21 protein-coding genes and 1 pseudogene are annotated in these 22842 nt (G+C 60.9%); 10 read left to right on the top strand and 12 right to left on the bottom strand.

Annotated elements, in window-relative coordinates; all coding sequences use genetic code 11:
* Window positions 1–12: 12 nt before the first annotated feature.
* Window positions 13–597 carry a TetR/AcrR family transcriptional regulator gene (locus tag ABSE61_RS02725; protein ID WP_423869523.1) on the bottom strand — a complete coding sequence of 195 codons (585 nt, stop codon included), beginning with the start codon at window positions 595–597 and terminating at the stop codon, window positions 13–15.
* 124 nt (window positions 598–721) lie between these two features.
* Here ABSE61_RS02725 and ABSE61_RS02720 point away from each other — a divergent pair.
* Window positions 722–1512 (top strand): annotated as a pseudogene (locus tag ABSE61_RS02720) (crotonase/enoyl-CoA hydratase family protein).
* A 42-nt stretch (window positions 1513–1554) separates the two neighbouring features.
* Here ABSE61_RS02720 and ABSE61_RS02715 read toward each other — a convergent pair.
* Window positions 1555–3048 carry a tripartite tricarboxylate transporter permease gene (locus ABSE61_RS02715; protein ID WP_423869655.1) on the bottom strand — a complete coding sequence of 498 codons (1494 nt, stop codon included), beginning with the start codon at window positions 3046–3048 and terminating at the stop codon, window positions 1555–1557.
* A gap of 62 nt (window positions 3049–3110) precedes the next feature.
* Complete coding sequence (locus ABSE61_RS02710; RefSeq protein WP_423869522.1) at window positions 3111–3584, bottom strand: tripartite tricarboxylate transporter TctB family protein; 474 nt, start codon at window positions 3582–3584, stop codon at window positions 3111–3113.
* 420 nt (window positions 3585–4004) lie between these two features.
* On the opposite strand from ABSE61_RS02710, the gene ABSE61_RS02705 reads away from it, so the two are divergent.
* Genes ABSE61_RS02705 through ABSE61_RS02695 form a run of 3 tightly spaced genes read left to right on the top strand, consistent with a single transcriptional unit; the run spans window position 4005 to window position 6660 of the window.
* Window positions 4005–4418 carry a DUF3830 family protein gene (locus ABSE61_RS02705; protein WP_423869521.1) on the top strand — a complete coding sequence of 138 codons (414 nt, stop codon included), beginning with the start codon at window positions 4005–4007 and terminating at the stop codon, window positions 4416–4418.
* A gap of 1 nt (window position 4419) precedes the next feature.
* Window positions 4420–5355 (top strand): allantoinase PuuE, encoded by a 936-nt coding sequence (puuE, locus tag ABSE61_RS02700; protein ID WP_423869520.1) that lies wholly within the window; start codon window positions 4420–4422, stop codon window positions 5353–5355.
* Between the two features lie 27 nt (window positions 5356–5382).
* On the top strand, window positions 5383–6660 hold the full coding sequence (locus ABSE61_RS02695) for an allantoate amidohydrolase (protein ID WP_423869519.1): 1278 nt from the start codon (window positions 5383–5385) through the stop codon (window positions 6658–6660).
* 1 nt (window position 6661) lies between these two features.
* Here ABSE61_RS02695 and ABSE61_RS02690 read toward each other — a convergent pair whose 3' ends face one another.
* Window positions 6662–7984, bottom strand: coding sequence for a dicarboxylate/amino acid:cation symporter (locus ABSE61_RS02690; protein WP_423869518.1), 1323 nt, complete (start codon window positions 7982–7984; stop codon window positions 6662–6664).
* A 446-nt stretch (window positions 7985–8430) separates the two neighbouring features.
* Between ABSE61_RS02690 and ABSE61_RS02685 the strand changes: the two genes are divergently transcribed.
* The gene (locus tag ABSE61_RS02685; protein ID WP_423869517.1) at window positions 8431–9156 is read left to right on the top strand and encodes a cysteine hydrolase family protein; all 726 of its coding nucleotides are present in this window, start codon (window positions 8431–8433) and stop codon (window positions 9154–9156) included.
* The gene (locus ABSE61_RS02680) at window positions 9153–10805 is read left to right on the top strand and encodes a regulator (protein WP_423869516.1); all 1653 of its coding nucleotides are present in this window, start codon (window positions 9153–9155) and stop codon (window positions 10803–10805) included. Before ABSE61_RS02685 ends, ABSE61_RS02680 begins: the two co-directional genes overlap by 4 nt.
* 50 nt (window positions 10806–10855) lie before the next feature.
* Here ABSE61_RS02680 and ABSE61_RS02675 read toward each other — a convergent pair whose 3' ends face one another.
* Entirely contained in the window at window positions 10856–11845 is a 990-nt protein-coding gene (locus ABSE61_RS02675) for a Bug family tripartite tricarboxylate transporter substrate binding protein (RefSeq protein ID WP_423869515.1), read from the bottom strand.
* 145 nt (window positions 11846–11990) lie between these two features.
* Here ABSE61_RS02675 and ABSE61_RS02670 point away from each other — a divergent pair, with 145 nt between their 5' ends.
* Window positions 11991–13334 (top strand): MmgE/PrpD family protein, encoded by a 1344-nt coding sequence (locus ABSE61_RS02670; RefSeq protein WP_423869514.1) that lies wholly within the window; start codon window positions 11991–11993, stop codon window positions 13332–13334.
* A 53-nt stretch (window positions 13335–13387) separates the two neighbouring features.
* Here ABSE61_RS02670 and soxA read toward each other — a convergent pair whose 3' ends face one another.
* The 7 genes from soxA to ABSE61_RS02635 form a co-directional block, all read right to left on the bottom strand.
* Window positions 13388–14179 carry a sulfur oxidation c-type cytochrome SoxA gene (soxA, locus tag ABSE61_RS02665; RefSeq protein ID WP_423869513.1) on the bottom strand — a complete coding sequence of 264 codons (792 nt, stop codon included), beginning with the start codon at window positions 14177–14179 and terminating at the stop codon, window positions 13388–13390.
* A complete protein-coding gene (soxZ, locus tag ABSE61_RS02660) occupies window positions 14176–14496 on the bottom strand; it encodes a thiosulfate oxidation carrier complex protein SoxZ (protein WP_423869512.1) in 321 nt (106 codons plus the stop codon). The genes soxA and soxZ overlap by 4 nt, the downstream gene beginning before the upstream one ends.
* Complete coding sequence (locus tag ABSE61_RS02655) at window positions 14496–14978, bottom strand: SoxY-related AACIE arm protein (protein WP_423869511.1); 483 nt, start codon at window positions 14976–14978, stop codon at window positions 14496–14498. The genes soxZ and ABSE61_RS02655 overlap by 1 nt, the downstream gene beginning before the upstream one ends.
* A 14-nt stretch (window positions 14979–14992) precedes the next feature.
* On the bottom strand, window positions 14993–15454 hold the full coding sequence (soxX, locus tag ABSE61_RS02650; protein ID WP_423869510.1) for a sulfur oxidation c-type cytochrome SoxX: 462 nt from the start codon (window positions 15452–15454) through the stop codon (window positions 14993–14995).
* Window positions 15447–16721: an FCSD flavin-binding domain-containing protein gene (locus ABSE61_RS02645; protein ID WP_423869654.1), complete on the bottom strand. Its 1275-nt coding sequence runs from the start codon at window positions 16719–16721 to the stop codon at window positions 15447–15449. The genes soxX and ABSE61_RS02645 overlap by 8 nt, the downstream gene beginning before the upstream one ends.
* Before the next feature lie 64 nt (window positions 16722–16785).
* A complete protein-coding gene (locus ABSE61_RS02640) occupies window positions 16786–18972 on the bottom strand; it encodes a xanthine dehydrogenase family protein molybdopterin-binding subunit (protein WP_423869509.1) in 2187 nt (728 codons plus the stop codon).
* Between the two features lie 11 nt (window positions 18973–18983).
* Window positions 18984–19433, bottom strand: coding sequence for a (2Fe-2S)-binding protein (locus ABSE61_RS02635; protein WP_423869508.1), 450 nt, complete (start codon window positions 19431–19433; stop codon window positions 18984–18986).
* Between the two features lie 205 nt (window positions 19434–19638).
* On the opposite strand from ABSE61_RS02635, the gene ABSE61_RS02630 reads away from it, so the two are divergent.
* The 3 genes from ABSE61_RS02630 to ABSE61_RS02620 all read left to right on the top strand — a co-directional run bounded on the left by ABSE61_RS02630 (window position 19639) and on the right by ABSE61_RS02620 (window position 22807).
* Entirely contained in the window at window positions 19639–20706 is a 1068-nt protein-coding gene (locus tag ABSE61_RS02630) for an isocitrate/isopropylmalate dehydrogenase family protein (protein WP_423869507.1), read from the top strand.
* 333 nt (window positions 20707–21039) lie between these two features.
* Window positions 21040–21519, top strand: a complete 480-nt coding sequence (locus tag ABSE61_RS02625) for a hypothetical protein (RefSeq protein WP_423869506.1) — start codon at window positions 21040–21042, stop codon at window positions 21517–21519.
* Between the two features lie 691 nt (window positions 21520–22210).
* Window positions 22211–22807: a RidA family protein gene (locus ABSE61_RS02620; RefSeq protein WP_423869505.1), complete on the top strand. Its 597-nt coding sequence runs from the start codon at window positions 22211–22213 to the stop codon at window positions 22805–22807.
* Window positions 22808–22842 lie beyond the last annotated feature (35 nt).

Below are 22842 nucleotides of genomic sequence, written 5' to 3'. Positions count from 1 at the left end.
CGGCTATAAAGATCACGCGTTGCTGGAGCCGGCCGTCTTGACCAGGGAGGCTGCCACCGCGCCTGCCGTTTCCACATAAGCGGGATCGCGGTGAATCAGCATCACGGTCGCGGCGCCATCAAGCAACACGATGATGCTTCGCGCGGTCGCAGCCGCATTGCCGACCCCCTCGCGGGCGAGGGAATCCGTAAACCACGCCTCGAAGCGTTTCTTGTGCGCGGCGCCGGCCTTGAGCGCCGGATGGCCGGGCGTGTTGGCCAGTTCGGCGGCGGTGCGCAGAAAGCCACAACCCTTCCACTTCATCGTGTCGGTCGATCGGGCAAATTCGGCAAAAAGCCCTAACACCTTGTCGGTGGCGGACCCCGGCGTCTGTTCGAACCAGCGCGCATAGAGATCGAGCGTCGGCTGGTCGCGCGATTCCAGATAGGCCGCGATCAATTCGTCCTTGCTGCGGAAATGGTAATACAGCGTCTTCTTGGTGACGCCGGCCTTCTCTGCGATGGCGTCGACGCTCGCCGCGCGAATACCCTCATTATAGAAGAGCCGGGCGGCGGCCGCGACGATACGCTCGCGCGTTTGATCTGAATTAGCGGACATCCGGCATGTATACTGACTAGTGAGTATCTGTAAAGCCGGCTCTTGGCTACCGTTTCCGCTCTGTCGAACAGACCGGACCCAAGACAAACCAAAGACAAACCCAAGAAAAACCCAAGGCTTCAAGATGTCGGAATTGGTACTTTGCGAAACCCGTAACTCTGTTGCGATCCTGACGCTCAACCGGCCGGAAAAGCTCAATGCTCTGAACTACGCGCTCGTCGACCGACTCAAGGAACGGCTCGATGCGATTGAGGGCGATTCCAATATCCGCGCCGTGATTCTGACCGGCGCCGGTGAGCGGGCCTTTTCGGCTGGGGCCGACATCACGGAATTTTCAGAGACGCTTCGTGAAGGCCCGGATGCGGCGGTCAGGGCCTTTGTTCGCCGGGGGCAATCGATGACGGCGCGCATCGAGTCCTTTCAAAAGCCCATCATCGTTGCCGTGAACGGAATTGCCTTCGGCGGCGGATGCGAAATCACGGAGCCGCCCATCTTGCGATCGCAAGCGAGAAGACGAGCTTCGCCAAGCCGGAAATCAATATCGGGATTCCGCCGACGTTCGGCGGCACGCAACGATTGCCTCGCCTGGCGGGCCGCAAGCGCGCGCTGGAGTTGCTGCTCACCGGGGATTCGTTTTCAGCCCGGCGCGCTTACGAGATAGGGCTCGTCAATCGGATCGTGGCGCACGAGGACCTGTTGCCGTCGGCGTTGGAACTGGCCGGGCGAATTTTGCGTCACTCGCCGCTCGCGGCGTCCCGCATCCTCACGGCCGTGACGCGCGGACTGAATGCGACGATTGCAGAAGGGTTGGAAATCGAGAGCGAGCAATTCGCGCGCATGGTGCCGACCCATGATACGCGCGAGGCCATCGACGCGTGGATCGCGCGGCGGCCACCGCATTATCAGGCGAAATAATCTGGCAAAGGAATGCGCGTCGCGATCGCGGTGCGCCCGCGATCATTCCGCCAGTTCGGAGTAGGGCGTCGCCGGAACCTGCGCTTCGATCGCCTTCTCCTGCTGTACGATCTTCGGCTTGCGCAGCCAGACGTAAACCTGGGCCGAGAGCAGTACGACGCAGATGAGGAGGAAGAACGCGCTGATCGGACGCTCGATGAAGGTCATCAGGTCGCCGCGGGAGATCAGGAGGCTACGGCGGAAATTTTCCTCAAAGCGCGGCCCCAGCACGAAGCCGAGCAGGATCGGCGCCGGATGGAAATCCAGACGCAGCAGGATGTATCCGACGACGCCGATCACCAGCGTCTCGCCGACCTGGAACATGTCGTTGCTCGCGGCATAGACGCCGATGCAGACAAAGAACATCGCGCTCGGATAAAGGTAGCGATAGGGAATGCTGAGCAGCTTCACCCACAGCCCGATCATCGGCACGTTGAGGACGACGAGCAGGATATTGCCGATCCAAAAGCTCGCGATCAGGCCCCAGAAGATGTCGGCGTGCTGGGTGATCAATTGCGGGCCCGGCACGATGCCATGAATGATCAGCGCGCCCAACAATAGCGCCATCACGGTGTCGCCGGGAATGCCGAGGCTCATGGTCGGAATGAAGTCGCCTTGCACCGAGGAGTGCGTCGAAGCCTCAGGGCAGGCGACGCCTTCAATGGCGCCGTGACCGAAACGCTCCGGCGTCTTTGAGATCTTCTTTTCGGTGGCGTAGGACACGAACGAGGCGATGGTCGGACCGGTGCCCGGGATCAGGGCGCAGAGGCTGCCGATAACGGTGCCGCGGATCATCGGCCAGAACGCGAGCTTGAGGTCGGCCTTCGACGGGAACATGTCGGAAATGCCGACCTTGGCGTAGCGCATGTCGACGGTTTCAGTGTTGTTGATGCTGTTCAGGAATTCGGCGATGCCGAACATGCCGAGTGCGAGCGCAACGATTTCAATGCCATCGAACAGTTCGGTGATGCCGAAGGTGAAGCGCGGCTGGCCGGTCTCGATGTCGGAGCCGACGATCCCGACCAGGAGGCCGAACACCGTCATGGCGATGCCCTTGAGCGGGGAGCCCTTCGCGAGCGTCGATCCCGCGAGCAAACCCACCAGCATCAGCGAGCACACTTCCGCCGGCCCGAATTCCAGCGCCATCTTGACCAGAAACGGCGCGAGGAAAATCATTTCGGTGATGCCGAAGGAAGCCCCGATGAAGGCGGCCACAACGGTGATACCGAGCGCTGTTCCGCCCTTGCCTTGCTTGGTTAGCGGAAAACCGTCCAGACACGTGACGGCGTGCGGCGGATGACACGGCAGGTTGAGGAGGATCGAACAGATCGCCCCGCCATATTGGGCGCCGTAATAGACGCCGGACAGCATCAGGATCGCCGGGACCGGATGCATGCCGAAAGTGAGCGGCAGCAGGATCGAGATCGTGGCGACAGGTCCCATGCCCGGCAGCACGCCGACGAGATTGCCGACCAGCACGCCGAGGAAACAATACATCAGGTTGTGCGGCTCCAGCGCGACGCCGAAGCCGTACCAGAGATCGGTGAGCGCGGTCGAAATCACAGGTTCACCCCGCGCAACAGCTGAAAGGGAATGTTCAGCAGGTAGTGGAACAGGAGGACGCCGAACACGGTGACGCCGCAGGCGAGAACGAACGATGACTTGTAGGTCGCCGTCTTGTCGCCGAGCGCGCAGACGAACACGCAGGCGAACACCGCCGGGATCATCCCGCCATAGTATCCGAGAATGATGAACAGCACCGGCCCGGCAACAATGCACAGCCAACCGAACCATTGCGGATTGTCAGGCATGAATTTGCCGTCGTCCGGCTCGGAGGATAACAGCGCGGTACCTGCGATCAGGATGCCAAGAAAGGCGAGGACGACGCCGAGCACGACCGGCATAAAACCGGGGCCCATTCTGGCGAGGCTGCCGAACTTGTAGCCCGAACCGGTCACAGCGGCTCCCACCCCGAGCAGCAGCATCAGGCCGCCGGCATAGTAGTCCCGCTTCCAGGTAAACTTCTCCGACAACCGCGTCTCTCCCAAGTCTTCTCAACGTCCAAGTCTTTTTGGACTCCAGGTCTTTTTAGGGACCAAGTCTTTTTAGGGCCGCGACCCTACCCGTAGCGGCCAAACCTGTCGATATGGCCGCATTCAACTTTCGGGGCGGGAAGGAACCCACATTCGGCCAACAGACTAGCTCAGTTTATCGAGCGATAAAATCGACAAAATACCGCAGGGCCGGCCGGCCGAGTCTGCGGCCATCGCGGCGCGGCATGGTTTGCGTGGGGCGCCTTCGACGAGCGAGGATGTTGGTTGTAATCTTGTCCGAGGTCGCGAACGGAGGTCGGAATGCCGGTCAATCTCCCTTTGTGGGGGTAGCAAAAGACCCTGTAATTCGGCTATCGAGGGGCAGGGAATCTCTCGAAAACGCCATCGCGGGTATTTTGAATGAGCCAATTGATCGTCCACGCCGGAGACTTCACGTTCCAGGCCCGTTTCGAAGAACAGTTGGCGCCCAAAACTTGTGCGGCCTTCCGCAAGGCCATGCCGTTCAACAGCGAATTTGTCCATGTGCGCTGGAGCGGCGAGGGGGTCTGGATGCCACTCGGCGATCTCGACTTTGGCGTCGGCTATGAGAACCACACCAGCTACCCGGCGCCGGGCCAAATGATCCTTTATCCTGGCGGCATCAGCGAGACCGAAATTCTGCTGGCCTATGGCGGGGTGCATTTTGCAAGCAAGATGGGCCAATTGGCCGGCAATCACTTCGTCACCCTGACGTCGGGACTTGAGAACCTGTACACGCTCGGCAGGACGGTGCTCTACAAAGGTGCGCAAAAGGTCCGCATCGAGGAAGTATAGAATGGCCGAGCCCGGGTATCCCAGGGATCTCCGTGGCTACGGCCGCAATCCGCCGCATCCGCACTGGCCGGGCAATGCACGCATCGCCATGCAGTTCGTGGTGAATTTCGAGGAAGGCGGCGAGAACAACATCCTGCACGGCGACCGCGCCTCTGAAGCATTCCTGTCGGACGTGCTCGGCGCGCAGCCATGGCCCGGGCAACGCCACGCCAATATTGAATCGATGTTCGAATACGGCTCGCGTGCGGGCTTCTGGCGGCTATGGCGAATTTTCACCGAGCGAAAGTTGCCGGCGACCGTGTTCGGCGTGGCGACCGCCTTACAGCGAAACCCGGAAGTGGTCGCCGCGATGAAGGAGGCGGGCTGGGATATCGCCAGCCACAGCCTGAAATGGGTCGAGCACAAGGATATGTCGGAGGCCGAGGAGCGGGTGGAAATCGCCGACGCCATCCGCCTGCACACCGAGGTGACCGGCGAGCGTCCGCTCGGCTGGTATACCGGACGAACCTCGATCAACACCGCCAGGCTTGTGATGGAAGCCGGAGGTTTCCTTTATTCCTGCGACTCTTACGCCGACGATCTGCCGTACTGGATCAAGGGGCCGTCGGAGCCGCATCTGATCATCCCCTATAGCCTCGACCTCAACGACATGCGCTTCGTCAACGCGCAAGGTTTTGGCAACGGCGATCAGTTCTTCGCCTATCTCAAGGACGCATTCGACGTGCTTTACGTCGAAGGCGAAACCTCGCCGAAGATGATGTCGGTCGGCCTGCATTGCCGGATCGTCGGCCGTCCCGGCCGCGCGGCGGCGTTGATGCGGTTTCTCGACTATATCAAGGGGCATGACCGGGTCTGGGTGGCGACGGGGCTGCAGATCGCCCGGCACTGGCACGCCAATCTTTCACATTTAGCAGCCGACGCGCGTCAAGTCGGGTAGCCTTTCAGTTTCCACTATTGGGAAGACATGAGCGAGACGAACGCAGCCACCGCTGGACGACAGGCCTTGCCGCTTGGCGACGAAATCGTCGGCCGGATCAATCGGCTGGCGGCGATTTCTGAGGCGCCGGATAATCTGACGCGCATCTTCCTCACGCCCGAGCATCGCGGGGCAGCCGACTTGATCCTGGCCTGGATGGTTGAAGCGGGCATGAGCGCGCATCTCGACGCCATCGGCAATGTCTGCGGGCGTTACGAGGGCGAGCGGCCGGGCTTGCCGTGCCTGATGCTGGGCTCGCATTACGACACGGTGCGTGATGCAGGCAAATGGGACGGCCCGCTCGGCCTGATCACGGCGATCTCCTGTGTCGCCGACCTCAACAGACGCGGGCGGCGGTTTCCTTTCGCCATCGAGGTGACGGGCTTTGCCGACGAGGAGGGGGTTCGATTTGCCTCGACCCTGCTCGGCAGCCGGGCGGTGGCCGGCACCTTCAACGAGCGCGTGCTGGCGTCCAAAGACAATGCGGAAATCTCGATGCGCGAGGCGCTGGTTCAGTTCGGTCTTGACCCCGAACACATTGGCGCGGCCGCAAGGGCCCGCAGTGAACTGCTGGCCTATGTCGAACTTCACATCGAGCAAGGCCCGGTCCTTGAGGCCAAAGGATTGCCGGTCGGAGTGGTCAGCGCCATTGCCGGTGCCACCCGCATGGCGGCAAGGGTGACCGGCATGGCCGGCCATGCCGGCACGGTGCCGATGGAGTTGCGGCGCGATGCCTTGGCGGGTGCGGCCGAACTCATCTGCAAGATTGAGGAGCTATGCCTGACCGATGGTCGCGGATTGGTCGGCACGGTTGGCTACATCCACGCCACGCCCGGTGCGACCAACGTCATTCCCGGACAGGTTCACTTCACCATCGATTTGCGCGCACCGACCGACGTGCATCGAAATCGTGCCGTGGCCGATATCGTTCGACAGATCGAAGCGATCGCCAAGCGTCGAAAGCTGGATTTGCGGCTCGATGTAACGCATGAGAACCGCACCGTGCCCTGCGCGCCCTGGCTGAAGGCGCAGGTGGCGGAAGCCGTGGCGGGCGAAGGCTACCCGGTGTTCGAATTGGCGAGCGGCGCCGGCCATGACGGGATGGCGATGGTCGACATCGCCGATGTCGCGATGGTGTTCGTTCGCTGTCGCGGCGGCATCAGCCATCACCCCGACGAGGATGTCGAGTTGGCGGACGCCGATGCCGGCGCCCGGGTGCTGCTGCGGCTGATCGAGAATTTCCGGCCGCGAAAAGCCGCCGGATAAATCAGCCCGCGGTCACGTCGACCACTTCGTCGCCGTCGAGCACTTGATGGGCGCGGTCGCGATCGAGGTCGCCTTCCCAGGCCGCAATCACGACGGTGGCGACGCAGTTGCCGATCAGGTTGCCGAGCGCGCGCGCCATGCCGATGAACCAGTCGACGGACAGCACCAGCACCAGCCCGATCGCCGGTATGCTCGGCACCGCGTTCAGTGTCGCCGCCAGGATCACAATCGCCGAGCCGGGCACGCCATGGGCTCCCTTGGAGGTGATGAGCGAGACGCCGAGCACCAGCAGAAGATCGCCGAAGGAAAGCGGCGTGTTGGTCGCCTGTGCGATGAAGACGACCGCGAGCGTCAGATAAATCGAGAACGCGTCGAGATTGAAGGAATAGCCGGTCGGGATCACGAGGCCGACGACCGATTTCTTCACGCCCAGCCATTCGAGCTTGCGCATGATCTGCGGCAGCACCGCATCCGAAGAGGCGGTCGCCAGCACGATCGTCAATTCCTCGCGCAGGTAGCCTAAGAATTTGAGGATATTCAGCCCGGCGAGCGCCATCACGCCACCGAGGACGCCGAGCACGAAGATCGCGAGCGCGACATAATAAAGTGCCACCAGCGAAACCAATTGCCTCAGTGACCCGACGCCATATTGCCCGACCGTGTAGGCGACGGCGCCGAGCACACCGAGTGGCGCCACGCGCACGATCAGGCCCATCGCCCGGAACAATACCGTCGATACAGCATCGATCAGCGAGGAGATTTTCTCGCTCTTTTCGCCGCCGACCAGAGCGAGGCTGGTGCCGAAAATGATCGCGAAGAACAGCACCTGAAGCACGTCATTGCGCGACAGCGCGTCGAACGACGTGGTCGGGATGATGTTCATGAGGAAGCTGCCGATGCCGCCGCCTTTGAGCTTGTGGGCGTTGTCGGCGTAGGCGCTCAGCGCATTCTTGTCGAGCGTCGACGTATCGATATTCATGCCGTGGCCGGGGCCAAACAGATAGGCGAGCAAAAGGCCGACGATCAGCGCCACCGTGGTCATCGCTTCGAAATAGACCAGCGCCTTGACGCCGACGCGCCCGACCTTCTTGAGGTCGCCGGCGCCGGCGATGCCGTGGACGACGACGCAGAACACGATCGGCGCAACGATCATGGAGATCAGCTTCAGGAAGGCGTCGCTGAAGATCTTCAGGCTGACGGCGAAATCGGGCACGGCCATTCCGAGCACGATCCCCAGCACCAGCGCGGCGAGGACTTGAACGAACAGCGATGTATAGAGTGGCTTTCGTGCGACCGGTGCGGTCGTCGTCGTAATGGTGGCCATCGAACGTCCCCCTTCGATCCAGATATCTTTGAACAAGCCCCTGGCTGGAGCAGCAAATTCCACGCCAGAAATTTCAAAGTCGGTCCCGATCTCTCTCAGGACGACGAAGAAACTAATGTTTCAGGCACGAGGACAGCGGTCAACACGTCGGGTTCTCGGAGGACGCAGGCGACGCCTTGGTCGCCTCAAGTTGGTGCTGGCGAAGGCAGCCGAGGGCATCTTGCATGCATCACCGCGCTTAACGAATGAGCAAGTGAGCGACGAAAATCGGCCGCGGACGACTGCAAAGACGTTGAGCAGAACGCGCAACCAGCTGAAAACAAGGCGAATTTCAATGCGAGCCGCCGCGGATGCGCGTTGTACACAATGGCACAGCCTTTGCTTAACTCCTCTTTGAGCCTTGCTTCCGTGTTTTCAGAGTTCTCAAGCGTCTGGGGGCGCAACTCGTGGCAACCTTAAATCAGTTACCCAAGGGCGTCATCGCCGCGGAGCCAGAGCCGATCGCGCTGGACTGGTCGGTTACCGCGCTCGTTATTATCGATATGCAGCGCGATTTCATGGAGCCGGGCGGCTTCGGCGAGACGCTCGGCAACGACGTGTCGCGGTTGGCCACGGCCGTCAAACCGATTGCGTCGGTGCTGAAGGCCGCACGAGACAGCGGCATGCTCGTCATTCATACCCGCGAAGGCCATTCGCCCGATTTGTCGGACGCTCCGCCCGCAAAGGTCGAGCGCGGCGCGCCGAGCCTGCGCATTGGCGACCCCGGCCCGATGGGACGGATCCTGATACGTGGCGAAGCCGGGCACGACATTATTCCCGCGCTGTATCCGATCGACGGTGAGGTCGTGATCGACAAGCCCGGGAAGGGCGCGTTCTACGCGACCGAACTCGGCGACATCCTGCAGAAATACGGCATTGAAAATCTGCTGGTCTGCGGCGTGACCACCGAAGTGTGCGTCAACACCACGGTTCGGGAGGGAAATGACCGCGGCTATCGCTGCGTCGTGCTCGCCGACGGTTGCGCTTCCTATTTTCCAGAATTCCACGAAATGGGCCTCAAAATGATCAAGGCCCAGGGTGGCATCTTCGGCTGGGTCAGCGACTCCGCCGCAGTTCTTCAAGCAATGGCATCGGAGACTTCACACGCATTAGCAGCAGGGGCATCAAAATGAGTACAGGTATTTCTGCGGGAAAGACCGACTTCAAACCGACTTTGTGGACTCCGGGCGACTGGAACGCCTTCTTCGGTTTCGGCACCAACATTCTGGTGAACATGCTCGTGCTCACGGGACTGTTGCGCTTCGTGCTGAAAATGCCGGACTCGCTGGTGTTCGGCAGGATCCTGCCGGCGCTCGGCCTGATGTTGTGCCTGTCGACCTTCTATTACGCCTTTCTCGCCTATCGCCTGGCGCAGAAAACCGGCCGTAACGACGTCTGCGCGCTTCCATCCGGCGTCAGCGTGCCGCACATGTTCATCGTTACCTTTGTGATCATGTTGCCGATCACGATCAAGACCGGCGATCCGATGAAAGGCTGGGCCGCAGGTCTGGTGTGGGTGTTCTTCCAGAGCTTCATCCTGATGATCGGTGGCTTCATCGCGCCCGTTATCCGGAAAATCACACCACGCGCCGCGTTGCTCGGCACGCTGGCGGGTGTGTCGGTGACATTCATATCGATGCGGCCGGCGCTTGAAATGTACATGACCCCGCAGATCGGTTTGATCTGTTTTGCGATCATTCTGGTGAGCTGGTTCGGCGGCGTGAAGTATTTCAAAGGGGTTCCCGCCGGCCTCGTGGCTATCGCGGCCGGCATGATCATCGCGTGGGGCTCGAACTTGTTCGGCCTCGGGCTCGGCGGTCTGAGCGTCAAGGGCGTCGGCGACGCGCTGGCGGGCTTCGGCTTCTCGGTGCCGCTGCCGGCTGTCGGCCAGGTCTTCTCCGGCTTTGAATTCCTCGGCATCATCCTGGTAACGGCGATTCCTTTCGGCATCTACGATCTCGTCGAAGCCATGGACAACGTCGAAAGCGCGGAAGCTGCGGGCGACGAATATCCGACCACGCGGGTCTTGACCGCCGATGGCATCGTCAGCCTGATCGGGTGCCTGATGGGCAATCCCTTCATCAACGCGGTCTATATCGGCCATCCCGGCTGGAAGGCGATGGGCGGCCGGATCGGTTATTCGGCGGCGACCGGCATCATGGTGATCATTCTCTCCTGGTTCGGCATCATCTCGGTGATGCTGGCGCTGGTGCCGGTGGTCGCGATTTCGCCGATCCTGCTCTATATCGGCATGCTGATCGGGGCGCAGGCGTTCCAGACCACGCCGGTCAAGCATGCGCCAGCGATCGTGCTCGCTTTGACGCCGCATCTCGCGGCTTGGGGCAAGCTGCAGATCGACACCATGCTGGGCTCGACCGTCAACGCTGCGCAGGCAGTTGGCGGCCTCGCCGCCGACAAGGTCGATGCAGTCAAGACCGCGGCGATCGCAGCGCTCCCGCAGCAGGGCGTGCTGTATCACGGGCTGGAAGTGATGGGCGGCGGCTCCATCCTCGCCGGCCTTATCCTTGGGGCGATCGGCGTGTTCGTGATCGAGCGCGATTTCGTGAGAGCTTCAGGCTTTGCGTTGGCTGGCGCCGTGCTCACCTACTTCGGCTTCATGCACGGCGAAGCGGTCGGCATCGGCGGCGGCTACGGTGTGACGCCCAGCGTTGCCCTGGCTTATGCCGTGATTGCCGCCGGCTTCTTCGCGCTCGGAAAATACGGCACCAGCACGTCGTACGTGCCGCAGCATGATCTGCCAATCGCGGCTCCGGCCGAGTAACCGATCGCGCGACGCCAGTCTCGCGGACTAATAAGCAGGCGAAGATCGAGCTACTTCACCTCGATCTTCGCCTGTTCAGCGACATCCTTCCAGAGCGCGATATCCTGCTTGATATAGTCGGCGAACGCCTGCGGAGAGCTGCCGACGACCTGAATGGCCTGGCTTTCGAGCAGGGACCTGGTTTCCGGATCCTTCAGCGCGCGCACGATCTCGGCATTTAGCTTGGCGACGATCGCAGGCGGCGTTTTGGCCGGCGCAAGAATTCCGTGCCAGCCGACGGCGTCGAAACCGGGATAGCCGCTTTCCGATATCGTCGGTACGTCGGGCGCCACAGGTGAGCGATCCTTGCTGGTCACAGCGAGTGCAACCAGCGTTCCCGAGTTCACCAGCTGAAGCGACGAGATCGGATCGGCAAATACCACCTGCACCTGGCCCGCGACGAGATCGGCGACCGCAAGCGCCGTGCCGCGATAGGGAATGTGGGTCATCTTGATGCCGGCCTTGAGGTCGAACAGCTCCGTGAGCAGGTGATTGGACGCGCCGACGCCGGTCGTGCCGTAATTCAATGCGCCGGGCTTGCTCTTGGCGAGCGCCACGAACTCCTGCAGGGTTTTGACGCCGAGCGAGCGATTCACCACCATGAGATAGGGATAGGTGCTGGTCAGTGAGACCGGCGCAAAATCCTTCTCCGGGTCGTAAGGCAGGCTCTTGTAGATCGCGGGGTTGATGGAGATCGGCCCGGATTGTCCAAGCAGAAGCGTGTAGCCGTCCGGATCGGATTTGTTGACGAACTCCGTGCCGACGATCGAGGCGCTGCCGCCGCGATTTTCCACCACGACAGCCTGACCCGTTGCTTTTCCGACCTGCTTGGCCAGCACGCGCGCGGTCGCGTCCGCTGAGCCGCCGGCGGCGTAGGGCACAATCAGATGAATGGGGTGTGAGGGGTAGTCGTCGGCTCGTGCGGATTGTCGCGCCGTGAAGGCCGAGGTCAACGACACGATGACAAGAACGAGGGCAGGGCGTTTCAGGAAAGTCGGCATGGTTCACACCGTTTCTGTTCACAACGGTTCTGATGCGCGTTTGAGGCATCATACGGCAAAATTTCCTGCCCGGTCTACCGGCTGCGCGGTTGCGAAATCTGGTCACCCTGCGATGCTCCGCGCCATTAAAAACGGGGAAACAAGAATGCTGTATAAACCCGGTGTCACTGACAATCTCGCGCGTCACATTGCTGCAACGCGATGGGATGACATCCCGTCACAAGTGAGACATCAGGCCAAGCGCTCCCTGGTTAACTTTTTCGCTGTGACACTCGCAGGCTGCCGTTCCCGGCCGATTGAGACCGCGCTGCGTTCGCTGTCCGAATTCTCCGGCGGCAAGCAAGTAGCCTTGATCGGTCGCGAGGAGCGGATCGATGCACTGAGCGCAGCCTTTCTCAACGCGGCCGGCGCCAATGTCGATGACTTCTGCGACACCCATACCGCGACCGTCATTCATCCCACCGCGCCGGTCGCCGGAGCATTGTTTGCCCATGCCGGATTGCGGCCGATCAGCGGCGGCGATCTGCTGCTGGCTCTCGTGCTCGGCAATGAAGTGGAAGCCCGTATCGGGCTTGCGATATCGCCCAGTCATTATAATCGGGGTTGGCACATCACCTCCACCTGTGGGGTATTCGGTGCCGCCGCGGCTTGCGGTAAGCTGCTGCCGCTCAATGAACAACAGTTGGTGTGGGTGCTCGGCATCGCCGCCACGCAATCGGCCGGCCTGTGCGAATGCCTGGGCACACCGGCCAAGAGCGTGAGCGTCGGCAACGCCGCACGCAACGGCCTGTGGTCGGCCTTGTTGGCCGAAAAGGGATTCGACGGCCCTGCGGAGCCGCTCGCGGGAAAGCAAGGCTTTTACAATGCCCTGGCAGAACAAGCCGACCTTTCGTTCCTCACCGAAAGTTGGGGCGAAAAGTGGGAGATTATGGCCACCTCCTACAAGCCCTATCCGTGCGGGTTCGTGATCAATCCCGTGCTCGACTGCGTCGTCGACTGGCGCCGCGAAAATCCTGATGCCGAAGTCGCGCGCGTCGTGGTGCGCGGCAATCCATTGCTCGCTATCCGCACCGACAGGCCGAATGTCTCGACCGGACGTGAATCGCAGGTCAGTGTACAGCATGCCGTGGCTGCTGCTTTGGCAACGGGGAAGGCCGGGCTCGCTCAGTTTTCAGACGAGTGCGTGCGCGATCCGGAGGTGATAGCGCAGCGAGGCAAGGTCGAGGTGGTGCGTGACGAAGGTTTCTCGACGGTGTCGGCAGCGGTCGATATCACCACGGTTGACGGCAAGTCCTATAGGCTGGAGCAGCGGGCCGCGCGCGGCAGCGACGACAATCCACTTTCGGATGCTGACCTCGAAGCTAAGTTGCGAACGGCCGCCGCCGGATGGAATCCCGGCTACGACATGGCGCCGTTGATCGATGCGATCTGGAATGTCGAGGCAAGCATGGATGTTTCGACATTGGTGTCGTTGACCGCGCCGCGATAGGCCTATCGAGCATGATCTTTTCGGAAAACCGCTCACACTTTTCCGGGTCATGCTCAAGGCCGCACGGCCGGCGTCTCCATCGGCATGCCGCGCGCGCGCGACATCAAATAAAGCTCGAGCTCGACGAGCTCCGGCGCACCGAAATCGAAGTTTTGCGCCCGCATGCCGTTGATGCAGTTGCGCAGCCGCCGTTGCAACGATCCTAGCGATTGCCATTCCAGCCGGTAGATCGGATAGCCGTTCGGGATAGCCTGGGTGACGGGAGATCCGGCGAGGTGTTTGTCCCAATTGTCGTCATGGCAGTTGGTGCAGCCAAGATTGAGCTGTCCCTGCCGGTGCATGAAGAAGTCGCGTCCTTTGGCCACGAACGGCTGGAGCTCGGGCGAAGTATCGGGCGTAATCGCCATGCCGCGCGATTGCTCGGCAACAAAAGCGGTTAGGGCGAGCAGATCGTGTTTCTCGTAAGGAAACGGATCGGCTTCCTGGTGACGCGCGCGACATAGATTGACGCGCTGTTCGAGGTTGACCGGGCGTCCGAGCGGCTTGTCATAGGCCGGATAACGCGCCGCCACGCCCTTCATGCTGGCCCGAGCGTCGCCGTGGCAATCGCCGCACGCCTTACCCGCCGCGCCCGCCTTGCGGTTCCACAGCGCCTCGCCATCGAGCGCGCCGAGCATGCCGGGATTGGCGGTGTCGTCGTCCTGCATGGCTTTCGTCTCCGGCCCCATGAAGGTGTAACCGGACCGGCGCTCGGTGGATTGGATTTCGGTCGCGATCAGCGGCCGAAGCACAATGCCGGCTGCGACCAGCAGCGAGGCAACGACTATCGTCGCCCCAAATTTCATTCGACGGTGATGCTGGCGGAAGCGGTTTCGGAAAAGCCGTTGTCGCCGATCCATTCGAAATCGAATTTTCCGCTTTTACTCGCCACCGTGAAAAAGGAAATGAACGGGTTGGCCGCGGTCGCGGGGAAAAGATCGGCGCGGAAGATCTCCTCGCCGTCAAAGCGGCAGGTGAAGCTCGTGATGATGTCGCGCGGCACCACCTCGCCCGATGCGGTGTGGCGATAGCCCGTCTCCATGATATGCGACATCAGCGTCTTGATTTCGATGACGTCGCCGTTTTTGGCCTTCTTGGGAACGTTGATCAGAGCAGCAGCCATCAGATTACCTCCTCGGTGCAGGCGGCGAGCGTCACCACGACTTCGGCGGTGACCGACCACAACGAACCATCGGACAGCTTCGCAATCGCAATGATCTTCTGGCTGTCGGCGAGACGAACGCGGGTAGCGACCTGAGCGCGGCCGGCGCTGGGCCTAAGATAAAAATTGCCGAGATTGGGCTGCGGATTCTTTTCGTTAAAGACATGGATGCTTTTGACGTAATCGGTCGATGTCATCGGGCTCGTGACGGTCACCGTCATCGGCACGCTGTTGCCGTTTTCGACTAGCGGCGGAATGTCGAGCTTGACTCTGCCGGTCTGTACGGTTGCACCGCCCGTCAACGCGCGGATCGCCGTTGTCATCATCTCGGGGGTTGCTTCAACCTCGCGTACGCTGATCAGCATCGGAAACGCACCGATCGCAGCCGTGCTACCGGCTAACCTGAGAAACCGGCGGCGTGTAGAAACATCTCGTCTATGCATCTCGTCTTGCCTTCCTAGTCGCGCAGCGTTGCAAGATACGCCACAATATCCTCGATCTGTTCAGCGGACAGGATCGGTTTGCCGCGCCAGTTAGTTGCCACGCGATCGAGCCCGTCGAGCCGGTAGTAAGACGGCATGATCGTTTCCGGGTTGAAGCGCGAGGCATCGACCAGTCGAAGCCGCAGTTGGCCAATCGACCAGCGGCTGCCGGAGCCTGCAAGATTGGGCGCGAGGTCGCCCTGGAACTTTTCCTCGGGGAATGGACCGCTGTGACACAGAATGCATGTGTTGGTGCGCTCCAATACAAGTGCACGGCCATGCGTGGCATCGCCGAGCAAGCCAGTCAGCGATTCCGAAATGGAATCGCCGGTCACTGTATAAAGCCTGAGTTCCTCGCCGCCGGCCGAGCACGGCAACGCCAGCACGATCGCCGTGGCGAGCAGGTGACTTGCGATGTCAATCGCGGACCTAGCCAAAGGTTTCCACCGTGATCTTCTTGTACCAGGATTGAGCCTGATCCGCTTCGCGCTGGCGAATCTCACCCAGCGCATTGACCGGGCTCGTGAAGCCAGAACCCATCACCTCGACGAAAATATCGTCCCGCGGCTGGTAATTGCCAGACTGCGAAAAAGCATGGCCAGGCGTCACAGTATTGTAACAGGTGCCCTCGATCGTCGGCCTTTCGGGAGGTTTTCCGGCAAGCAGGCTCGCGATCACAGCGGCGCAAGCCTTGCCTTCTGAGTTCGCTGCGGATGCGGATTTCGGCGCGTTGCCGCCGATGACCGCGTCGCCGATCACATGAATGTTGGCCACCAGCTTCGAGGCGAATGTCGCCGCATCGATCGGACACCAGCCGGTCTTGTCGGCTGCGCCGGCGATGTTTGCGATATTGCCCGCCTTCTGCGGCGGGATCACGTTGGCGACCTGCGCGTCGTGATTGCCGAAATCGGTGACCAGTGTGTTGGTCGCGGCCTCGACCGAAACGACGCGGCCGCCTTCCGACAGCGGAATGCGCTCGATCATGCCAGGATAGAATTCCTTCCAGGCTTTCTCGAACAGGCGTTGCTGCGAAAAGACGTCCTTGGCGTCGAGAATGAGAATCTTGGAGCGCGGCTTCTTGGCTTTCAGATAATGGGCGATCAGGCTCGCGCGTTCATACGGCGCGGGCGGACACCGATAGGGCGTTGCCGGAACCGCCAGCACGACGGTGCCGCCATCCTCCATCGCTTCAAGCTGGCGGCGCAGCAGCATGGTCTGCGCGCCGGCCTTCCAGGCATGGGGCATTTTTTCGGCTGTCGCCTCGTCATAGCCCGGCAAGGCATCGAACCTGAGATCGATGCCCGGCGCCAGCACCAGCCGGTCATACGCGAGCGATGTTCCGTCGGCGAGGCCAACGCTTCTCGCTTGCGGATCGACCTTGGCGGCGGCCTGCGCAATCACGCTCACGCCGCCGGCTGCAATCTTTTCGTAACTGAATTGCTGCGCCCCGATATCGCGCAGTCCCGCGATCACCTCGTTGCTGAACGGGCAGGCGGTGAAAATCCGGTTCGGTTCGACAAGCGTTACCTGGAGTTTGGGATTAATCTTTCGCAAGGCGCGCGCGCAGGCTGCGCCGCCAAAGCCGCCGCCGATGATCACCACGCGGGCGCTGGATTGCGCATAAGACGGGCAGGGCAACGCAAATGACGCCGCCGCAGTCGCAAGACCGCGAACGACATGTCTCCGCGTCGCCATCAGCCGCAGCGCATCCATCCCTGAGGTCCGAGAAAATGAGCGGCGGCCCCTTCGAGGGCCGCCGCTCGATGGTTTATGCGAAGGTGATGTTCTGATCCCGCAGCGGCGCCGAACGGATTCGTTTTCCGGTCGCTGCGAAATAGGCATTCAACACCGCAGGCGCTGCTATGCAGATCGTCGGCTCGCCGACACCGCCCCAGGCCCCGCCGCCGCCGCTTGGCATGATGATGGATTCGACCTTCGGCATCTCCGAGATCCGCATCGAGTTGTAGGTATCGAAGTTGGCCTGTTCGATGCGGCCATCCTTGACCGTGCATCCGCCATAGAACAAGCCCGAAAGTCCGTAGACAAACGAGCCCGCCACCTGACGGTCGATCTGCGCCGGATTGACGGCGTAAGTGGGATCGGTCGCACCAACGATCCGGTGAACCTTGATCTTGTTGCCGTCGGAGACCGAGATTTCCGCCGCACCCGCGACGTAGCTGCCGTAGCCCATATGCTGGGCGATGCCGCGATAGACGCCTTTGGGTGCCGGTGTGCCCCAGCCGATCTTTTCGGCGACCGCATTGAGCACCGCCAGATGCTTCGGGTTTTTGGACATCAGCTTGCGGCGGAACTCGAGCGGATCCTGGCCGACCGAATGCGCCAGCTCATCCATGAAGCACTCGAGATAGATCGCATTCTGGTTGACGTTGACGCCGCGCCAGAAGCCCGGCGGGATGTGCGGATTGCGCATCGAATGGTCGATCAGGAGATTGGGGATCGAATATCCGATTGCCGCTTCGCCCGTGGGGTTGAGACCGGCGAACGTGGCGGGATCCTTGCCGTTGACTAGCGCTTCCGGGCGCAGGCTGAACAGGATCGATTGCCCGGAAATCCGCATACGCAGCCCGGTCAGGTTGTTGTCGGCGTCGAACGCGCCGGTCATCTTGCACTGGGTGATCGGATGATAGGCGCCGTGCTGCATGTCTTCTTCACGCGACCACAATAGCTTGATCGGCGTGCCCGGGATCTGCTTGGCGATGGCAACCGCCTGCCGCACATAGTCGGTATTGCCGCGGCGTCCGAAACCGCCGCCGAGCAACTGCTTGTAAACGTCGCATTTGTCGGACGGCAGGCCGGAGACTTCCACGGTCGCGGCGAACGCTGCCTCGCCGTTCTGCGTGCCGCACCAGACCTCGCATTTGTCCGCGGTATAGAGCGCGGTCGCGTTGAGCGGCTCCATCTGGGCATGGTTCTGGTAGGGATAGGCGTAGACCGCCTCGACTTTCTTCGCGGCGCTCGCGAAGGCCGATTTCACGTCGCCGTTTTCATTGCCGACAAATGCCGGTTGCGAGTCATCGAAACCTTCCTCAAGCCACTTGGCGATCGTCGCGCTCGAGACCTTGGCGTTGTCGCCCTCGTCCCACACGATCGGCAAGGCATCGAGCGCCGTCTTGGCGTGCCACCAGGTATCGGCGACGACGGCGACCGCGTAGTCACCGACCTTCACCACCTTCTTGACGCCTTTTATGTTGGCGATCTTGGCTTCGTCGTAGCTCTTCACCTTGCCGCCGAACACCGGACAGGCCTTGATCGCGGCGTTGAGCATGCCCGGCAGTTTGACGTCGATGCCGTACGTCATCTTGCCGGTGGTCTTGTCGGCGGTATCGAGCCGCTTGACGCCCTTGCCGGCAAGCTTCCAGTCCTTCGGATCCTTCAGCTTGATGTCGGCCGGCTGTTCGAGCTTGGCCGCGGCTTCGGCGACCTTGCCGTAAGTGGTCGTCTTGCCGGACGACGTGTGCATGATGACGCTGTTCGCCGCGGTGCATTCGGACGCCGGCACCTTCCACTCGTTGGCAGCGGCCTGGATCAGCATCGCGCGGGCGGTAGCGCCGCCCTTGCGGACATATTCGTGCGAGGCGCGGATGCCGCGGCTGCCGCCGGTGGAGAAATCGCCCCAGGCGCGCTTGCGCGCCACGCTTTGTCCGGGGGTGGGGTATTCGGTCGTGACCTTCGACCAGTCGCATTCCAGTTCCTCGGCGACGAGCTGGGCGAGGCCGGTGAGGGTGCCCTGGCCCATTTCCGATCGGGCAATGCGAATCACGACGGTATCGTCGGGCCGGATCACGACCCAGGCGTTTACTTCGGGCGAGCCGTCGGCGGCGCGAACGACACCCGGGCCGCCAAAGGGAATATCGAGGCCGAGGGCAAGACCGGAGCCGAGTGCGGCGCTGCCAATGACGAAGGCGCGCCGATTAAGGCGAGGCATATGATTCATGATGTCTCTCCTCAAACGTTCGCGGCGGCGTGGATCGCCTCGCGCACCTGCTGAAAGGTACCGCAACGGCAGATATTGGTGATAGCGTCGTCGATGTCCTGGTCGGTCGGCTTCGGAGTGTCCTTCAGCAGCGCCGCCACCGCCATGATCATGCCGCTCTGGCAATAGCCGCATTGAGGGACGTCATTATTGATCCAGGCCTGCTGCACCTTGTGCAGGGCGCCGTTGCTCGCCAGCCCTTCGATCGTGGTGATTTGTTTGCCGGCGGCTTCGCTGACCGTGACGCCGCAGGAGCGCATCGCGACCCCGTCGACATGGACCGTGCAGGCTCCGCATTGTGCAATGCCGCAACCGTATTTGGTGCCGGTGAGGCCGACATTCTCCCGGATTGCCCAAAGTAGTGGCGTATCCGGCTCGACGTCGACGTCAAAAGATTTGCCGTTTATTGTGAGGTTTGCCATCGCGATCCCCTGATTTTTGTCCGATCCATCGATTGGACATCGGGTCGAATTTGGCCCGGAATCTCAGGCAGTTCAAATCAATATTCTGGGTAGGAGGTATGGAATAAACGCGCTTGGGAGGCCTGTTGTTTTGAGCTATTGCCGCACTGCGAACCTGCCGATGTTCCAGGCGCACCGCAATCTGAGGCTTCAAGGAAAATAAAAAATGCGAATGGTTGTTTTGCCCGGTGACGGTATCGGGCCGGAGATTACGAGTGCGACCACCCAGGTGCTGAAGGCCGCATCCGAGCATTTCCAGCTGGGGGTCCAGATCGAGGAGCATCCGGTCGGGCATTCGAGCCTGAAGCAATTCGGTACGACGGTTCAGCCGCGCCTGCTGGAAATCGCGCGCGCGGCTGACGGCTTGATCCTCGGTCCGACCGCGACCTTCGATTTCAAGAACGAGCAGAGCGGCGAAATCAATCCTTCGAAATATTTTCGTAAGAACCTCGACCTGTTTGCCAATGTGCGCCCCGCGTGCACCTATCTCGGCCTGCGCAATCCGCTCGGCGACTTCGACCTCGTGGTGGTGCGGGAAAATACCGAAGGCTTTTATGCCGACCGCAACATGGAGCAGGGCAACGGCGAAATCCTCGTCACACCGGATGTCGTGATTTCGCTTCGGCGTATCACCCGGCTTTGTTGCGAGCGCATTGCGAAGTCGGCTTGCCAACTGGCAATGCGCCGGAACAAACACCTCACCGTCGTGCACAAGGCCAACGTGCTCAAGATCGGCGACGGCATGTTCCTGGATATCTGCCGCGAAACCGCGAAAGGCTTTCCCGGGCTTGTGGTCGACGACATCCTTGTCGATGCCATGATGGCGCATGTGGTTCGCAACCCGAACCGCTTCGATGTCATCGTCTCGACCAACATGTTCGGCGATATCCTGTCGGATCTAACGGCGGAGCTATCCGGGAGCCTTGGCCTTGGCGGCTCGCTCAACGTCGGCGAAGGTCATGCGATGGCGCAGGCCGCGCACGGGTCCGCGCCTGACATCGCAGGCCAAGACGTCGCCAATCCGTTTTCGCTGATCCTGTCGATGGCGCTGCTGCTGGCATGGCATGGCGAGCGGAAAGGGGCCGCGCGCTTCGAGGAGGCGGCGCGAGCCGTCGAGGGCGCGGTGGCAACCGCGATCAAGACCGGGCGCGCGACCAGGGATGTCGGCGGCAAGCTCGGGACCATTGCGACCGGTGAGGCTATCGTGGAGTTGCTGAGGTCGGGCGGAAACTAGAGTGAGATCTCTCTCCGGCATGGAGAGGTCGATCTGCTCCTGACGGTGCGAATATTTCTAATTCCTATTTGTCGCTGGATCCGCTGAAATCACAGTAACGCGGCGGTTCTCCGCCTTTGCGGCTTCTTGCCCATGAAGTGCAGTTCATCAATACCTCAGTGCGAGGTAACGCGCCGCAAGTGCCCGGTTTTATTTTATCGTAATTGTCCGCGGATTTCGTTCGCGTGAAGGACAAGTACACACGCTTCGTATTTCTATCGATGGTTAGTATCGAGCTGAAGCAGCTAGTCGACTCCTCGAACCCTGTGAGGATGCCTTTTTGAAGTTGCTTCATTGAATACGATGATGAATCGAGGTCGGGCGAAATTGTCTGCATCTGGTTTACCTGATGACGCCCATACAACGGCCTTCGTAATTTTACATTCAAGACCTATTGCTTTGCCCATGTCATCAGTTTGTTTTTCGCAATTCGATGAGAGTAATTCGGATAAACATCGTCGCAGACCTCACTACACCGCTCCTACTATCCTGAAGCGTACTATTCAGTCGAAGCTACGCAAGGTTTGGATGCCGGCTGTGGTTGGCTCGGTTGGAGCGCGGGTATCCAACGTTCAGGCGTTTGCGCATAAAGCCGAATTTCTTGAAAACTTTCAACCTGATTTGCCCTGTCCAGTCCCGATCGAAAAATTCTTCGCTTTGCCCGTCGGGCAAATCATCTCTACAAGCCCGCGCCATCCTGTCTCACAAGAGGGGCGGCTCGCGATCGTCACGGACGTCGAGACGGGATGCGGTGGACGTAAGCTGCGCTACTGACGAGAGCGCCGGCTTGCGGACGGCGAAGTCGTGTGGTCCTGACGCCCCGATGCTGGCGTCAACTCGGCAACGATGCTTGCGCATCGTGCCGGGGATGGTGACAACAAGCCCTGCGAAGGAAACCGTTAAAACCATTGCGCGGGGAATGCCGGGCGTTTCCGTGGTGACTAACTCGTATGCTTTCTACCTTTGCATACGAGGCTGCGGGCGCATCGAGCGCCCGGCATTCCCTGCGCCCTCCACGGGGCGAAAGACTAATGCAAGACTCGGGCGATTTCGCTGCGGGATTGCGAACGCGTGTCTGAAGTAGGCTGTTTGACAATTGAATCAGAAAACGAGTGAGTTCGTCTTCGTTCGGCAGCTTCTCCGGCTCGTCATGCCAGGCCTTGTGCCGGGCATCCACGTCTTGCGCTTCAGTTGGCAAAGTCGAGGATGGCCGGGTCAAGCCCGGCCATGACGGAAAGGCCGGTGTCGCACGCTCAATCCCGGCATTGGCCGCCTGCCTGCTTGTTGTCGGCGAGCGCCGCGCTCGTGCCGCTCATGGTGACGCGGCCGCTCCAGTAGATCACCTCCCGGAGAGCTCTTTGCGGTGCGAAGCATCGTCGGGTGTGACTTTGCCATTTCAAACTCCCTTGGATGGCTGAGGTAATATGGCACGAAAAATGTAAGCCGTTTACCGACGACCGGCGGATTGCGTCAATTCGTCGTCGCAGATCAAGATGTTCTCGACATAAGGCAGCTGGAGATAGAAATGAAAACGATGTTGAATGTGTCTGTCGGCGCAATGCTGGCGTTGATCGTGATGACAGGATGCGCGCTCGCACAGGGTGCCACGACGCCGGAGGCGCGACTCAAGGAAAAGAACATTGTGTTGCCGCAGGTGCCCCCGCCAGTCGCCAACTATGTGGATGCGGTTCAAGTCGGAAATCTGCTGTTTCTTTCAGGAAACACCGCAGACGCGCAGTGGAAATTCAAAGGCAAGGTCGGGAAAGACATGACCGTGCAGGAAGGTTACGACACCGCTCGGCAGGTCGGGTTGATCATGTTGGCGAAAGTGCGAAACGCGCTCGGTAGCCTTGATCGTGTAAAGCGCGTCGTCAAGGTGTTTGGCATGGTCAACTCGCCTGACGGCTTTGGTGATCAGCCCCGTGTCATCAACGGGTTTTCCGACTTGATGGTGGAAGTCTTCGGTGAAGCAAACGGCAAACACACCCGTTCTGCCGTAGGGATGGCAGGACTTCCCTTCAATAACGCCGTGGAAGTCGAAATGATCGTCGAGGTCGAATAAACGTGCGCATGTAAGCTGCAATGTGGCGCCTCGGC

It is taken from the genome of Bradyrhizobium sp., from assembly GCF_049519115.1.
In the GTDB taxonomy this organism is placed as follows: Bacteria; Pseudomonadota; Alphaproteobacteria; order Rhizobiales; family Xanthobacteraceae; genus Bradyrhizobium.
The sequence above is the reverse complement of the archived record's forward strand: the minus strand, read 5'-3'. Positions and strand labels throughout refer to the sequence as shown.